Origin of the sequence: Mycolicibacterium sp. 624, assembly GCF_040548615.1 — a bacterium.
Lineage (GTDB): Bacteria > Actinomycetota > Actinomycetes > Mycobacteriales > Mycobacteriaceae > Mycobacterium.
In genome coordinates this window covers 398,092-412,748 of record NZ_JBEPRZ010000004.1, presented here as the reverse complement: position 1 = coordinate 412,748, position 14,657 = coordinate 398,092, and the positions used below count along the sequence as shown (strand labels likewise).

Here is a 14,657-nt window from a genome sequence, read left to right as displayed (position 1 = left end):
TTCCAATGGACTTCACCATCTCCAATGAGCAGACGTTGCTGCGCGACGGGCTCACCAAGTTTCTGGCGACCCGCTACGACCTGGCGAGCAGCCGGGAGGCAGCCAAGACTGGCACCGGGTGGCAGCCCGACATCTGGCACGCGTTCGCCGACGAACTCGGCATCATCGGCGCCGCACTTCCCGAAGAGGCCGGCGGCATCGGCGGCGGGCCCGTCGAGGTGATGGTGATCGCTGAGGCACTGGGCCACGCGTTGGTCATCGAACCGTACGTGGAAACCGCCGTGGTGGCCGCGGGTCTGCTGCTGCGGGCCGGCGGCAGCACCGCCATGAGCGTGCTGGAGCGGTTGGCCGCTGGAGAGACGATCGTGGCACTGGCCGCCGCCGAGGCCGAGTCCGGGGACGACTGGCATCAGATCGCCACCACCGCCCGACCCGACGGTGACGAGTGGGTGCTCGACGGCGGCAAGATCGTGGCCGTGGCCGCACCGCTGGCGACCCACCTTCTGGTCACCGCGATTAGCCCGGCGGGCCCCTCGCTGTTCCTCGTCGACGTCGCGCACGCCGGGCCGGGCTTGGAACTGCACTCCTACCGCACGATTGACGACCGGCGCGCAGCCGATCTCACCCTGTCCGGCCTACGCCTGCCCTCAACGGCACTCCTGGGTGAGGACGGCAAGGCCTGGCCGTCGCTCGAGCAGGCGCGTGACGAGGGCGCGACCGCGGTGTGCGCCGAAGCCGTCGGATGCATGCGAAGGGTCCTGGCCGACACGATCGAGTACAGCAAGCAGCGCCATCAGTTCGGCCAGCCGATCGGCGGATTCCAGGTCCTGCAACACCGGATGGTGGACATGTACATGGAGGTTGAGCAGTCGGTGGCCGCTGTCTACCTCGCGGTCCTCAACCTCGAGGCCGACACGACGACACGTGCCCGTGCGGTGTCTGCCGCGAAGGCCACTATCGGTCGCGCTGCGCGGTTCGTCGGAGAGAACGCGGTTCAGCTGCACGGCGGTATGGGCATGACCGAGGAACTGGCGATCGGCCACTACTTCAAGCGGCTCACCGCCGTTCAGTACGAGTTCGGCTCGACTGACTATCACGTCGCGCGGTACGCGGAGTTGACTTCGGGGTGAGCCCGCGGGGGTGGGCGCTGTTCGCTGCGATGAGCGTCATCTGGGGTATCCCATACCTGCTCATCAAGGTTGCGGTCGAGGGTGTTTCGGTACCGGTCCTGGTGCTGGCCCGCACGGCGATCGGAGCCGCCGTGCTGCTGCCGTTGACGCTGCGCCGTTCCGCGTGGGCGCCGGTGCTGCGGCATTGGCGTCCGGCACTGACGTTCGCGTTCTTCGAGATCATCGCGGCCTGGCTGCTGCTGTCGGACGCCGAGCGGCACATCTCGAGTTCGTTGACCGGTCTGCTGATTGCCGCGTCACCGATCATCGCGGCGGTGCTGAGTCGGCTCACAGGCGGCGAATCACGGCTCGGCCCAATGCGTATCGCAGGCCTCGCAGTCGGGCTCGCGGGTGTGGCGGTACTCGCGGGCCCGGGTCTCACCGGTGGGAGCGCCTGGCCGGTGACCGAGGTTCTTCTGGTGGCAACCTGCTACGCCATTGCGCCGCTGGTGGCCGCGCGCTATCTCGGTGACGTGCCGACGTTGCCACTGACCGCGGGCTGCCTGACGGTCGCCGCGCTGGTGTACACCGGGCCGGCGGTCGCCACCTGGCCGGACGAAATGCCCACCACCCGTGTGCTGCTGGCACTCGCTGCGCTGGCAGTGGTCTGCACGGCGCTGGCATTCATCGTGTTCTTCGCGCTGATTCGCGAGGTGGGCGGATCTCGCGCGTTGGTGTTCACCTACGTCAATCCCGCCGTCGCGCTGGCCGCGGGCGTGATCATCCTCAACGAGCCGCTGACCGCCTTCAACGTGGCCGGTCTCGCACTGATCCTCGCGGGGTCGGTGCTGGCGACAAGACGACCGACCGGCGAGCAGGTCGCTGTCGCTGCCCCTGCCCGACGCTGACCCCCCTCCGAACGTCGAGTGAGGCTACCCTTAGTTCGATGAACTTCGCACGGGCCACGGTTGCAGAGATCTCGGCGCTGAGCGCTCGGCTGCGCAGGGTTGTGTTCGACGTGCCCGACCTGCCGCACATCGGGCTCCCCGACGTCGCCGACGCCGCGGTGGGCATCTATCTCCCCAGCGACGATCAACGGCACACCCCGGACGCGCAGTGCATCGATGGCGTTTGGGGCTATCACGACGCGCAGACCGCACCGCAGGGTCGCAACTACTCGGTGCGATTCCATGACGCGGGGGCCAATCGCATCACGGTCGACATCGTCCTCCACACCCGCGGACCCGGCAGCGACTGGGCGCGGCGCACCGCTCCCGGTGACACCGTGGTCATCAGCCACGCGCGGTCCTGGTACCGGCCGCAGGAGGGCACGGACTGGCAGCTGCTCGTCGCCGACCTCGCCGGACTTCCAGCACTGGCCCGCATCATCGCCGAGTCCTCCTCGCAGGAACGGATTCTGGCGATCGTCGAGGTGCACGACGAGAACGACCTGGCGTATCTGCCAAGCCGTTCCCACGTGTCAATGGTGTCCGCGGTCGAGTCCGGTAACGGCCGCCCCGGCAGCAGGCTCACGCAACTCGTCGCCGACCAGCCGCTCCCACCGGGTCGCGGCTACTGCTGGTTCGCCGGCGAGGCCGCCCAGTCTCGCGCCGTGCGAAAGCACGTCCGGGCGCTCGGCTGGACCACCGAGCAGTTCGACATCGTCGGGTACTGGCGTCACGACTCGGAGTCCTGGGACGCGAAGTTCGCCGACGTCGGAAGCGAACTGGTGGCCGTGTACGAGAAGGCCCTGGCCGATGGCAAGGGCGACAAGATCGCCTCCGAGGAGTTCGACGAGGCCCTCGAGCGGGCTGGGCTCTAGCGGGCGTGACGGCGACCACGGCACCCCCCTCGGGCGTGGCAGGCACCAACCGGCGAAGACTCCTCGGCCTGGCAGTCGCCGCCGCACTCGTCGTGATCACCTGCGCCGCAAGCCTTGCGATCGGCACGGAGAACATCGCGCCGGCCGTCGTGTGGGATGCACTCACCGACTACCGGGACGTCGGCGATCAGTGGGTGGTCCGCGACCTCCGTATCCCTCGGACCGCGCTGGCTTTGGTCGTCGGCGTAGCACTGGGTCTGTCGGGTGCGGTGATCCAAGCCGTCGCGCGCAATCCGCTGGCCGACACCGGGGTCCTCGGAATCAACTCGGGCGCCAGCCTGTTCGTCGTGGCGGCGGTGGCCTTCCTCGGCCTGCGCGGCGTCTGGTCCTACATCTGGTTCGCGTTCGCGGGTGCGCTCGTCGCGATGGTGCTGGTGTATCTGATCGGGTGGTCCGGCCGCTCGACGGCCAACCCTGTGCGCGTCCTGCTCGCAGGCGTCGCGGTCGGCGCCGTACTGGACGGCATCTCGTTCACCGTCAGGCTGCGCAATCCGCGCGCCTTCGACAACATGCGGTTCTGGGACACCGGCGCACTCGACGGCCGTGGTCTCGAGGTGACCGCGGCCATCGCACCGTTCATCGCCGTCGGCGTGGTGCTGTGCATCGTCATCAGCCGGTCGCTGAACGCGACGTCGTTGGGCGACGAACTCGCGGCAGCACTGGGCGGCAACGTGGTTCGTGTCCAGGCGCTGAGTCTGGTTGCGGTCACGCTGCTGGCCGGGGCAGCGACCGCGGGAGCCGGACCCATCGGGTTCGTCGGCCTGATGGTGCCGCACCTGGTGCGCCGATTCGTCGGTCCCGACTGGCGCTGGATCATGGCGTACTCGACGCTCGCCGCACCCGCTCTGCTGCTGGTCGCCGATATCGTCGGCCGGGTCGTGGTGCGTCCGGCCGAGTTACCCGCGGGCATCGTGACCGCATTCATCGGGGCACCGGTGCTGATCTGGGTGATCCGGCGCCGCGGGGACTGGCAGCGATGACAACCGCGCCGACCACTCCCCCCGATGCGGACATCCCTCGGGCACGCCGTCACGTGGTGGCACGCGGGCGGTCGTGGTCGCTGCGCGTGCCGTTGCGCACCGCCGTGGTGGTCACCGCGTTGATTGTCGCCGGACTCGGCCTCATCGTCGTCGCCACAGGGACGGGCACCTATCCGGTGGCCCCCGCCGACGTCCTCGGCGTCCTCGTCGGCTCCAACACCGGTTTCGATCGCGTCGTCGTCCTGGACTGGCGGTTGCCGCGTGCCTCGATGGCGGTGCTCGTCGGCGCCGCACTCGGCATGTCCGGAGCCATCTTTCAGGCGCTTACGCGAAACCCGCTGGGCAGTCCGGACATCATCGGTCTCAACGTCGGCGCGTACACCGGTGCGCTGATCGGCATCGTCGTCCTGGGCGGCGGGTACTACGCAACGGCCGGTAGCGCGCTCGTCGGCGGGTTGGTCACCGCACTGGTGGTTTACCTGCTCTCCTTCAAGGGCGGGATCTCGGGATTTCGGCTCATCATCGTCGGCATCGCCGTCGGCGCCGTGCTCAGTTCGGTGAACCAGTGGATCATCATCCGGATTGACCTGCATGCGGCAGTCACCGCCGCCGTCTGGCAGCAGGGCAGCCTCAACGGTCTGACGTGGAGCCAGGCCGGGCCGATGGCAGCACTAGTGTGTGTGTCCACGATTGCCCTGGTCGCCATGGGCCTTCGGTTACAGATCCTGCAGATGGGCGATGACGTGGCCGGTGGTCTTGGCGTCAACGCCAACCAGGCCAGGATCGGCTACCTGCTTGTTGGAACCGCACTGGTCGCCGTCGCCGCCGCGGCCGCGGGCCCCATCACGTTCATCGCGTTGGCCGCACCGCAGATCGGCCGCCGTCTCACCGGGAGCGCCGGAGTGTCGATGGTGCCGTCAGCGGCGACGGGCGCCTTCCTGCTATTGGCCAGTGACGTTCTCGCGCAACGGGCTTTCGCACCCACCGAGTTGCCGGTCGGAGCGGTGACCGTAGTGTTCGGTGGGATGTACCTGGTGTATCTGCTCGTCGCGCAGGGGCGGCGCGCGTGACCGAGACCCCAAGGCTCGCGGCGTCGCGGCTGTCCATCGGGTACGACGGGCGCCCCGTGATCCACGACCTCTCCGTGGATATCCCCGATCATGCACTGACCGCGATCGTCGGACCCAACGCATGCGGCAAGTCGACGCTGCTGCGTGGTCTGGCTCGCCTATTGAAACCTGAGGACGGGCAGGTGCTGCTCGACGGCGGCGACATCCGGGCGTTGCACACCAAGGAGGTGGCCCGCCGCCTGGGCCTGATGCCCCAGAGTTCTACGGCACCCGACGGCATCACCGTGGCCGACCTGGTGTCACGGGGCAGATTCCCCCACCAACGTGTGTTCCGGCAGTGGTCCACCGACGACGAACGCGCCGTCGCGTCGGCTATGGCCGCAACGGGCACCGCTGACCTGGGCGAGCGCCTGGTCGACGAACTGTCCGGCGGCCAGCGCCAGCGGGTGTGGATCGCAATGGTGCTGGCGCAGGAGACCCCGCTGGTCCTGCTCGATGAGCCAACCACCTTCCTCGACATCGCGCACCAGATCGATGTGCTCGACCTGTGCGTCGCCTTGTGCCACGAACAGGGCAGGACGGTCGTCGCTGTGCTGCACGATCTCAACCACGCCTGCCGGTTCGCCGATCACGTCATCGCCATGAAGTCTGGACACGTTGTCGCCCAAGGTAATCCGAACGACGTCGTGACTCCAGAGCTAGTAGAGCAGGTGTACGGTCTCGCGTGCCAGATCATCGACGACCCGCAGACCGGCACGCCTCTGGTGATCCCACTCGCGTCGCGCTCGAGGCGACCATCGCGAGGCGACCACGAGGCCCGCAGCACCCACTGACTGGCACCGGGGCGCTGACCGAATCACCGCATGCGTTAGGTTAGGCTTACTTTCCTACGAGGTCATTGGGGTGTTGATGTCGAAGACGCGAAGCTGGCGGAACGCCCGGACGGTGCCGGCGCTACTGGCCGTGGTTCTGCTCGCGATGGGCCTGATGACCGCATGCGGTAGCGATAAGGCCGACGATATCGCCGGCGGCGCGCAATCCGGTTCAGTCACCGTCTCGCACAAGTTCGGCGAGACCGTGGTCCCCGCGGACCCGCAGCGGGTCGTGACGGTCGGCTGGAACGACCAGGACTTCGTGCTGGCCCTGGGCGTTATCCCGGTGGCAGCACGCTCGTTCTTCGACAACTACGACAAGTTCCCGTGGGTTGAGAAGGCGACCGATGGCAAGGCCATCCCGACGTGGGGTTCCGACACGATCGACTTCGAGGCGATCGCCAAGGAGAAGCCGGACGTGATCTTCGCGATCTACGAGACCATCGACCGGCCGACATACGACCGTCTGTCGCAGATCGCCCCCACCGTGATCCAGTCAGACGAGTACGCCGATGAGGAGACGCCGTGGAACGTCCAACTGTCGACCACAGGTAAGGCCCTGGGCAGGGAGTCGCAGGCGCAGGCCCTGCTCGATCAGGTCAACTCGCGCATCGAGGAGGCCAAGGCAGCCAACCCGGAGTTCGCGGGCAAGACTCTGGTCGAGGACTTCGGCCCAGAGGACGGCGGGCACTACCTGTTGGGCGCCAACGATCCCCGCCGGTCGCTGTTCAGCGCGCTGGGATTCGCGACACAGGACGTCACCGGAGACCTCAGCGAGGAGAAGCTCGCACTGCTCGACCGCGACGTGCTGTTCGTCAACGGGGCGTCCAAGGAGCAGATGCTCGCCTCACCCGCGTTCGCCCGTCTCGACGTGGTGAAACAGGACCGCACGCTCTACACGTCGTTCGACTCGAACCTCAGTGGCGCACTGACATACAGCGGTCCCGACGCGTTGCTCTATGCGATGGACAAGCTGGTGCCGCAGTTGGGCAACGCGCTCAACGGCAGGCCGGTCGCCGACCTCGCCAACGCCTGATCACGCCAGCGGACTTAGCCGCTCCGAAGGCGCGTCACAGCGTGCCCCGTTCAGCGACCCAGCGCTGCCCGAATTCCAGAACGTCTGCAGCCGTGTCAAAGTCGCGGTCATAGTGCAGAATCGTCAGGCCGTGGCGTCCGGCGATTACGGCATTGAGTAGATCTGCGACGCCCACCGACCGGTGCCGCCCGGACAGCGCCAGGTTGTACTGTGCGTCGATCGCGCTCTGCCAGTCCTCATCGTTCGTGGGGATGTACTCGAAGGCCTTCCGCCGGTCATCGCGCAGGCGCGCGAACTCATCGGCCGAGCGCGCGCTGTAGAGGGCTTCAGCGTCCAGCGCAGCGGTTGTTGCCACGAGTCCGGCCTCGATGAGTTCGCCGAGCACTCCCCCGACATGCGGGTGTTGCATACGTGCGGCCGCGCTCGTGTCGACGAGGAAGCGCGCCGTCAACGCCACACGTCGTCCCTCGCGTCCTTATCGGCCATTTCCGCCATTCCGCCCGACACCAGCCATTGGACCTGGCGGACACGTGCGGACCGGTTCGCGGCAAGCATCAATGCAGTGCGCACGGTGTCGGCGATTCCCGTCGTACCGAGCTCCTGTCGGGCGCCGTCCAGTAGGTCGTCATCGATGTCAATCAAGCGCTTTGTCACTCGGGCACCTCCTATATACATCACGCACTCCGAGTATATATCTCACGCACCTGGCCGCACGCAGCTTCGAACCGGTTCCACGATGCCCAGTCGGGCTGCAGCGGCGAACTCAAGACATCGTTCGAACTGAACTCGGGCTGCGGGAGCCCAGCCTCGCTAAAGAGTCCCATCATCTTGACGATTGCCCCGGCCGGGCTGTCTTCGAAGCTCTGAAACACGCGCTTTTGCAACCAATTCAGGGCTTCCGTGACCCCAGCGGAAACGTCGAGTTCAGGCACCCGCAACGCGCCGTCGCAGCGCCGCATCTGCTCCTCGTAGCGGTCCTCCCAGAACTCGGCGTGCCATCCGGACCATCGGCTCGACATGAAGTCGCCCAGCCCCCGCGCCTCCGTGGTAACCCACGCACCGACCTGTTGCTTAGGCACGTCGATGTGCACCCCGCTCTCGGGAATCATTTCCCGACGGGTCCGACCAACACCCTTGCCGGGCAGCGCGTGTCGCAGCGAGGGCCCGAGCCATGCCACGCTGTAACCCCAGAACAGTGGCCACAGTCGAACCCTGCCATCGGCGCCGACGACGGACACGAGTTGGCACAGCCCGTCCCGGCCACGTGCAAGTTTCGGCGGTTGTCCATCTCGACCAAGAGACCAACGACGTTCTGCACCAACGTACGTCGCGAGTTCATCGGTGCCGCCATAGGCCCAACCCACGGAGTAATCCGGCCACATCAGCGGGATTACCTCAAGCATCGCGCGGCGTTCCGACATCGTCGACATCAGCTCGTCCCCAAAGAACAGCAGCTTGCGCCTGTCCACGTCGACCACCGCGCCGCCATCCGCCCAGAGCGGATCAGTCCAATGGTCCCTCGCACACAACCGGTGAGCCTTGATGTACCGCAACGCATGTTCCGGCCCGAACGCAAGCGCGTCGAGCATTCGGCAGCCCGCCCAATGCGCGTAGTACAGCTGCCACTGACCGTTCTCCACGATCACCAGGTTGGCCCGATTACCCATTGCGTAACTCCTCGTCGTGTTGTTACGACGAGGTTCGCCCTACTCACCGACAGGCAGGGCTCCACCGACGGCACTCATCAACAGTGCGGAGTCCATCCACAGGTTCACCTCGCGCCGGCGAGCCGGCAGTTAGGCCTGCGCGAGCTGCTTCTCCTCATACAGTCGCGCCCACTCCTTGCGCGGCCGGATCGAGACGTCGACGTCGGCGCCGTTGGCGCGCAACGCCCCCACGGTGGCCTGGTCTCTCGTCATGCGCGCGAACGGATCCCAGCCGAAGAACCGGCAGGAGTTCTCCCAGGTGATCTTGTTGATGTCGGAGTCGTCAGCACCGGCGGCGTTGAGTTCGGCCAGCACCTGTTCGGGCGCATCGGGCCAGAAGCAGTCCGAGTGCGGGTAGTCGCACTCCCAGGCGATGATGTCGATGCCGATCTCGTGCCGCAGTTTCAGCGAGGTCTTGTCGGTGACATAGCAGGCGAGTGAGTGCTCACGGAACACGTCACTGGGCAGCTTGTCCCCGAAGTCGCGGCGCAGCCACTTTTGGTTCGTGTAGTGCCGGTCGCTGCGGTCCAGGTAGAACGGAATCCAGCCGATTCCACCCTCGGAGAACGCGAACTTCAGGTCCGGGTAGTTGCGCATTGCGGGACCCCACAACAGATCCTGGGCACACATCGCCGAGATCTGGGTGGCCAAGATGATGAGATTGTCGATGGGGGCGTTGGGCGCCATGCTGATCGCACCGAAGCCCGTGCCGATGTGCAGGCACATCACCACGTTCTCCTCCGACAACGTCCGGAAGACCGGACCCCAGTAGTCCTCGTCGTGGTAGCTCGGCAGACCCTCGAGGTGCGGCAGTTCGGGCATCGTGACCGCCCGACAGCCCTTGGCCGCGACGCGTCGAATCTCGGCGCACATGGCCTCGGGGCTCCACGTCGGGAGGATCGCAATCGGGATGAACCGGTCCGGGTAGGAGCCGACCCACTCGTCGATGTGCCAGTCGTTGTAGGCCGACACCATCACCAGGGTGACGTCCTCGCGTGTCATGTTGAGGTGACGGGCCGAGAAACCGGTGAAGGTCGGGAAACACATCGACGCCAGGATGCCGTTGCGGTTCATATCGCGGACGCGCTCGTGCACGTCGTACACACCCGGGCGCATCTCGGCGAAACCTGCGGGGTCACGCCCCCACTCCTCGGCCGGCCACGAAACCACGGCGTTCAGACCGCTCACACCCTGCGGCCGACCCTGATACATCCACTGGTCGACGCCCTTGTCGTCGGTGACGACGATGGGCGCCTCGGCCTTGTACCTGTCCGGGACGTGATTGAGGAACATATCGGGCGGCTCGACGACGTGGTCATCGATACTCACCAGGATCAGGTCGTCGGTTTGCATACCTAACTAGTACCCTCGAACAGCATGACCGTCTCTGCGACTTCGGACAGAGATTTGTCCGAAACGGCCAAAGCCAGGCACATCGACCTGCGCAGGGGTGGGCTCGCACCCGCTGGGAGCTATCTCTACGAGGGTGAAGGGCTGATCACCGGCTGGCATTTTCACGACGTGCACCAGATCGAGTACGCGCTGCACGGTGTCGTCGAGGTGGAGACCGACGCCGCACACTATCTGCTTCCGCCGCAACAGGCGGCCTGGATCCCGGCCGGGCTGGAGCACCAGGCGGTGATGAACCCGGACGTCAAGACCGTCGCGGTGATGTTCGACAGCCAACTCATCCCCGACGGCGGTGACCGCGCCCGCATCATCGCGGTGTCACCGCTGATTCGGGAGATGATGATCTACGCACTGCGCTGGTCAATCGAGCGGGGGCCGGGCCCGGCCCAGGATGAGGCAGCGTCCGACAACTTCTTCCGCACGCTGGCCGCCCTGGTCGTCGAAGCGCTCGACCACGAGGCACCGCTGAGCCTTCCCACCTCGGACCACCCCATCGTGGCCGCCGCGCTGGCCTACACCAAGGCGCACCTCGACTCGGTCAGCGCTGATGAGGTCGCCCGCGCAGTGTCGGTGTCCGAGCGGACATTACGACGACTGTTCTCCGACACCCTCGGATTGTCGTGGCGGACATACGTTCTACACGCAAGAATGCTGCGGGCCATGGCACTGCTTGCAGCACCCGGCCAGTCCGTACAGGCAACGTCGACGTCGGTCGGCTTCGAGAGCCTCAGTTCGTTCACACGCTGTTTCACCCAGTTCTGCGGTGAGACACCTTCGGCGTACCGTCGCCGGGTGAGTCTGACGACGTACTGAAGGGTGATGACCGCACCGATATGACCGCACGCATCGACCTCATCCACGCGCTCATCTCGTCGGCCGCCGCGGCCGTACCCGAGCGGCCTGCCATCATCTCGGCGGACGGAGCCGTCACGACCTTCGCCGAATTCGACCGCAAGGTGGCCGCGGTGTCGGGGTGGGTGGCCGAGCGCACCCATCGCGGCGACCGGGTTGCGGTCATCGCCGACAACAGTCCTGAGTACGCCGTGGCGTACTACGCGGTGCCGCGCAGCGGCCGGATTCTGCTGCTGATCAACCAGCGCCTCAGCCCCGCCGAGCAGGCCGCCCAGCTCGCGTCGACCGACCCCGCGTTGGCCATCGGCGACACCCGATACCTGCAGGAACTGCCATCGGTCGCCGACCGCGCCGTCACGTTCGACGCGCCGGAATGGCAACGGGCCGAGCGCGGCTCGCCCGGTATCGCTGAACCGGTGGCCCCCGACGATCCCGCATGGTTGTTGTTCACCAGTGGGTCGACGGGCGCACCCAAGGGAGTCCTGCACACGCACCGGTCGATCACCGCGGCGGTGTGGGGCACCGTGGCCGGGAGGTCGGTCGCCTCGGGCGGCGTCTATCTGCTGCCGTTTCCCATGTGCCACATCGCGGGCTACAACATGCTGGTCCACCACGCAGCGCACTCGACGGTGCTGCCCGTGGCCGCCTTTCGACCCGAGACGTTCGTCGCAGCTGTCAACACCCACGGCGTCACGTCGTGCTCACTGGCCCCCACGATGTTGCACAGTCTGCTCACCCACCTCGACGACACGGACACCGCGCTGCCGACACTGCGCGACGTCGCCTACGGGTCCGCCGCGATCCCAGCGGACCTGCTGCGCCGGGCGCTCACCCGCCTGGACGTCGGATTCCATCAGGGCTACGGGATGACCGAAACCGGCGGCAATGTCACATTTCTCGGGCCTGCCGAACACCGGGCCGGGGCCACGGGTGCGGACGCCGTGCTCGCCAGTGCGGGCCGGCCACACCCCGATGTGGAGGTTCGCATCGCCGGGGCGGGTTCCGGCGATGGTTCGGGCAGAGGCGCGGGCGAGATTCTGATCCGCGGCGCACAGGTCGCGGCGGGGTTGTGGCCCGACCTCTCCCCCTGCACCGTCGACGGCTGGCTGCACACAGGCGATGTCGGCCGCTTCGACGACGACGGGCGCCTCGTCGTACTCGACCGCAGCAAGGACGTCATCATCACCGGCGGTGAGAATGTCACCTCACGCGAGGTGGAGGACGCGCTGTCGACACACCCCGACGTCGAGCACGTCGCGGTGGTCGGCGTACCCGATGAGTACTGGGGCGAGGCGATTTGCGCTGTCATCGCGGCCGCCGAGCACCGACGACCCCAACCCGACGAACTCATCGACCACGTTCGGTCCCGGATCGCCGCGTTCAAACGCCCGCGTCACGTGCTCTTCGTCGACGCGCTGCCGCTGACCACCAACGGCAAGGTCGCCAAGGATGCGGTGCGCGCCTACGCGAGGACCGCACTCGGTCGGTGACCGAGTGTCAGGCCAGCAGACTCGTCTCGATCTTGCCCGCGATGATCGCGGCATGCGTGACGATCCGAGTGGGCGGACGACAGGCCTCAACATCGATGATCACGTTGGACGCCACCGACAGTGAGTGCTGGCACATCCGGCTCTCGTCGCCGACGCCACGGGCGATGGGTATCGCGAGGCGGGTGTCGGTCCGGCTTAGATCACCGCTCAACCACTTCGGGAGTGGTCGATCGTTGAGCGTGATGTTGACATGGTGATCAGTGCACTTCGACCAGCGCTCGGCTGACTCGTCGAAGAATCGCTGCGCCGCCTGCGCCGACGGGTAGGAGACGACGGACTGAACCACCAGAAAGGACCAATCGTCACCATTTGGCGTGCGGAACATGTTCTGGCGCAATGCCTGCCAACCGTGGTCGCCGCCGGGCGGCCCGTAGATCGCCGCCTGATCCACCTGCCAGACACCCAGACAGTTCAGATTGGGCAGCAGATTGCGGTCATCGCTCATGGCCGTGATCATCGGGGACTGCGCCATCTGGGTGGTGCCCATGACGGTGTTGACCTCGGCGGCACTCAGCAACAGACCCTCGAGTTCAGAATCCGCGATCAGGCTCGGCGTGCTCGAACTCTGCGTTCTGGCGGCTGAGCATCCGGTGATCGACAAGCCGAGGACAAGCAGCGCGATCAGCGCTCCTCGGGCCGTCGACTTACGCATGGGTGCCCGCGGCGGCACACGCCTCTTGCACACCGAGGGCGTCATTGTTCATCTCGTTGGCCGTCGAGTTGAGTGACTCGCCACCGCCACGCAGCCCCATCTTGACGAGCAGTTTCGTTGCGCCCCATGACCACGAGCGCATCGGGTTGGCAATCTCGGGCGGCAAGCCCGGCGTGTTCGCCGCGCTCATCGTGACACCAGCTCCCTGACGCAGAGCGGTGCGGCCGGTGACATTGCTGGTGGACACCGCGGGGTCCTGGTAGTCGGGCTGGGCATAGGTCTCGAGCGCGTCGGCGAAGTCACCGTAGTAGACCGCGGTGGCATCCAGTACGTCGGCGAACTGACCGCACGCCGCGACCGCCGCGGGGTTCGCATCGCCCGACACGGGCGCCGACAACTCGACGGGACCCGGCGCGGGTACAGCGGGCTGCCCGGCATCGTCGGGTTCCGCGGACGCGACGGGAAGCACCGCCAGCCCCAGTCCGATCGCGAGAATGGGGGCGAGCATCGCACGCCGGATCGCAATTGATTGCCTCACAACAGGTTCCTCCCAAGTCAGTCCGCTCACACCGTCGGGGCACCACATGTCGGGAATGTGAACAACTACCCCTCAATAACTTTCGCGCCGCCACCAATCGCATGTCGGTCAGCTGGGAGGTTCCTGTACGCAGCCGAGCCTGTCAGAGTCGGCGGCAGGTCGCGGCGCCTCAGCGCCCACTCGACGGGATTGCGGCCCGATGTGTTCGTCGCCCGTTCACCGAATCGCAATCCCATCCGTGGATGCTCCGTCGCGACAGATCGCTTGAATCCCAGGCGGATTCAGACTACGAGAGGTGCCCCTACCACCATGCTCAATCGCTTCGCCACCCTGGCAGTCGCCTGTGTGTTGGCTTCCGTCGGCACCACACCCCTGGCCATGGCAGATCCCGTACCTGCGGATCCTGTGACGCCGGTCAACGCCACCAACCCCCTTCCCCCCGAGGGCGCCGTGCCGTCGGGTCCCGCCGGCGTCCTCGACACCCCGGACGGATGGAAGCTCACCGTGGTCGGAAGTAATGAGACTCAGCTCCCGGTGGCACCGCTGACTACGGCCATCTCGTCGCGGGAGTACCTGGTGGCGGGTACGTTCACCGGGACCATCACCGGCGGCGGCAAGACCAAGCTCACCGGCGGATCAATGGAGGCCGGCGAGCAGATCGGCTGCGGCATCATCGCCGACGAGACCGAGATCAACCCCGGTGCGAGCTTCACCCCGGGTATCGGACTCCCGTTCACCGGCAACGCCACCGGCGCATTCGGCGTCAGCCTCCAGGGCAAGGTGTACCTGAAGCCGGGCACGGTGACCACCGTCGCGATCGACAAGAAGAAGTTCAAGGGCACTTCGACACGCATCACCATCACCGGAGTCCGCATCAAGACGGATCAGTGCGCAGGCCAGTCGTTCATCCGCTCGTACGCGACGCTGACCAGCTCGACCGACAACACCGACGACGTCATCACCTACCTCGGCGTCACCAAGTCCGTCTAACTCCAGCCTA

16 protein-coding genes are annotated in these 14,657 nt (G+C 66.5%); 10 read left to right on the top strand and 6 right to left on the bottom strand.

The features are described from left to right. Window positions 1-5: 5 nt before the first annotated feature. The 7 genes from ABIA65_RS18545 (at window position 6) to ABIA65_RS18515 (ending at window position 6,949) form a co-directional block, all read left to right on the top strand. Entirely contained in the window at window positions 6-1,130 is a 1,125-nt protein-coding gene (locus ABIA65_RS18545; RefSeq protein WP_354524488.1) for an acyl-CoA dehydrogenase family protein, read from the top strand. Beyond that, entirely contained in the window at window positions 1,127-2,017 is an 891-nt protein-coding gene (locus ABIA65_RS18540; RefSeq protein ID WP_354524487.1) for a DMT family transporter, read from the top strand. The genes ABIA65_RS18545 and ABIA65_RS18540 overlap by 4 nt, the downstream gene beginning before the upstream one ends. Before the next feature lie 38 nt (window positions 2,018-2,055). Beyond that, window positions 2,056-2,931, top strand: a complete 876-nt coding sequence (locus tag ABIA65_RS18535) for a siderophore-interacting protein (RefSeq protein ID WP_354524486.1) — start codon at window positions 2,056-2,058, stop codon at window positions 2,929-2,931. A 5-nt stretch (window positions 2,932-2,936) separates the two neighbouring features. Further along, a complete protein-coding gene (locus ABIA65_RS18530; protein ID WP_354524485.1) occupies window positions 2,937-3,971 on the top strand; it encodes a FecCD family ABC transporter permease in 1,035 nt (344 codons plus the stop codon). Beyond that, on the top strand, window positions 3,968-5,041 hold the full coding sequence (locus ABIA65_RS18525) for a FecCD family ABC transporter permease (protein WP_354524484.1): 1,074 nt from the start codon (window positions 3,968-3,970) through the stop codon (window positions 5,039-5,041). Before ABIA65_RS18530 ends, ABIA65_RS18525 begins: the two co-directional genes overlap by 4 nt. After that, window positions 5,038-5,874 carry an ABC transporter ATP-binding protein gene (locus ABIA65_RS18520; protein WP_354524483.1) on the top strand — a complete coding sequence of 279 codons (837 nt, stop codon included), beginning with the start codon at window positions 5,038-5,040 and terminating at the stop codon, window positions 5,872-5,874. The genes ABIA65_RS18525 and ABIA65_RS18520 overlap by 4 nt, the downstream gene beginning before the upstream one ends. Before the next feature lie 76 nt (window positions 5,875-5,950). Next, on the top strand, window positions 5,951-6,949 hold the full coding sequence (locus ABIA65_RS18515) for an ABC transporter substrate-binding protein (protein WP_354524482.1): 999 nt from the start codon (window positions 5,951-5,953) through the stop codon (window positions 6,947-6,949). A 34-nt stretch (window positions 6,950-6,983) separates the two neighbouring features. On the opposite strand, the gene ABIA65_RS18510 is transcribed toward ABIA65_RS18515, so the two are convergent. From ABIA65_RS18510 to ABIA65_RS18495, 4 genes are all read right to left on the bottom strand, one after another. Beyond that, entirely contained in the window at window positions 6,984-7,406 is a 423-nt protein-coding gene (locus tag ABIA65_RS18510; protein WP_354524481.1) for a PIN domain nuclease, read from the bottom strand. Next, window positions 7,397-7,603, bottom strand: coding sequence for an ankyrin repeat domain-containing protein (locus ABIA65_RS18505; protein ID WP_241400127.1), 207 nt, complete (start codon window positions 7,601-7,603; stop codon window positions 7,397-7,399). Before ABIA65_RS18505 ends, ABIA65_RS18510 begins: the two co-directional genes overlap by 10 nt. 20 nt (window positions 7,604-7,623) lie before the next feature. Beyond that, window positions 7,624-8,595, bottom strand: coding sequence for a hypothetical protein (locus ABIA65_RS18500; RefSeq protein ID WP_354524480.1), 972 nt, complete (start codon window positions 8,593-8,595; stop codon window positions 7,624-7,626). 150 nt (window positions 8,596-8,745) lie between these two features. Continuing rightward, window positions 8,746-10,008, bottom strand: coding sequence for an amidohydrolase family protein (locus tag ABIA65_RS18495; RefSeq protein ID WP_241400129.1), 1,263 nt, complete (start codon window positions 10,006-10,008; stop codon window positions 8,746-8,748). 24 nt (window positions 10,009-10,032) lie between these two features. Here ABIA65_RS18495 and ABIA65_RS18490 point away from each other — a divergent pair, with 24 nt between their 5' ends. Together ABIA65_RS18490 and ABIA65_RS18485 are read left to right on the top strand one after the other, a co-directional pair. Further along, window positions 10,033-10,878: an AraC family transcriptional regulator gene (locus ABIA65_RS18490; protein WP_354524479.1), complete on the top strand. Its 846-nt coding sequence runs from the start codon at window positions 10,033-10,035 to the stop codon at window positions 10,876-10,878. 20 nt (window positions 10,879-10,898) lie between these two features. Further along, on the top strand, window positions 10,899-12,407 hold the full coding sequence (locus ABIA65_RS18485) for an AMP-binding protein (RefSeq protein WP_354524478.1): 1,509 nt from the start codon (window positions 10,899-10,901) through the stop codon (window positions 12,405-12,407). A gap of 7 nt (window positions 12,408-12,414) precedes the next feature. Here the strand turns inward: ABIA65_RS18485 and ABIA65_RS18480 are convergent, their stop codons facing one another. After that, the gene (locus ABIA65_RS18480; protein WP_241400132.1) at window positions 12,415-13,119 is read right to left on the bottom strand and encodes a sensor domain-containing protein; all 705 of its coding nucleotides are present in this window, start codon (window positions 13,117-13,119) and stop codon (window positions 12,415-12,417) included. Beyond that, the gene (locus ABIA65_RS18475; RefSeq protein WP_371746829.1) at window positions 13,112-13,657 is read right to left on the bottom strand and encodes an Rv2240c family protein; all 546 of its coding nucleotides are present in this window, start codon (window positions 13,655-13,657) and stop codon (window positions 13,112-13,114) included. Before ABIA65_RS18475 ends, ABIA65_RS18480 begins: the two co-directional genes overlap by 8 nt. 309 nt (window positions 13,658-13,966) lie before the next feature. On the opposite strand from ABIA65_RS18475, the gene ABIA65_RS18470 reads away from it, so the two are divergent. Continuing rightward, complete coding sequence (locus tag ABIA65_RS18470) at window positions 13,967-14,647, top strand: MspA family porin (RefSeq protein WP_241400133.1); 681 nt, start codon at window positions 13,967-13,969, stop codon at window positions 14,645-14,647. Window positions 14,648-14,657 lie beyond the last annotated feature (10 nt).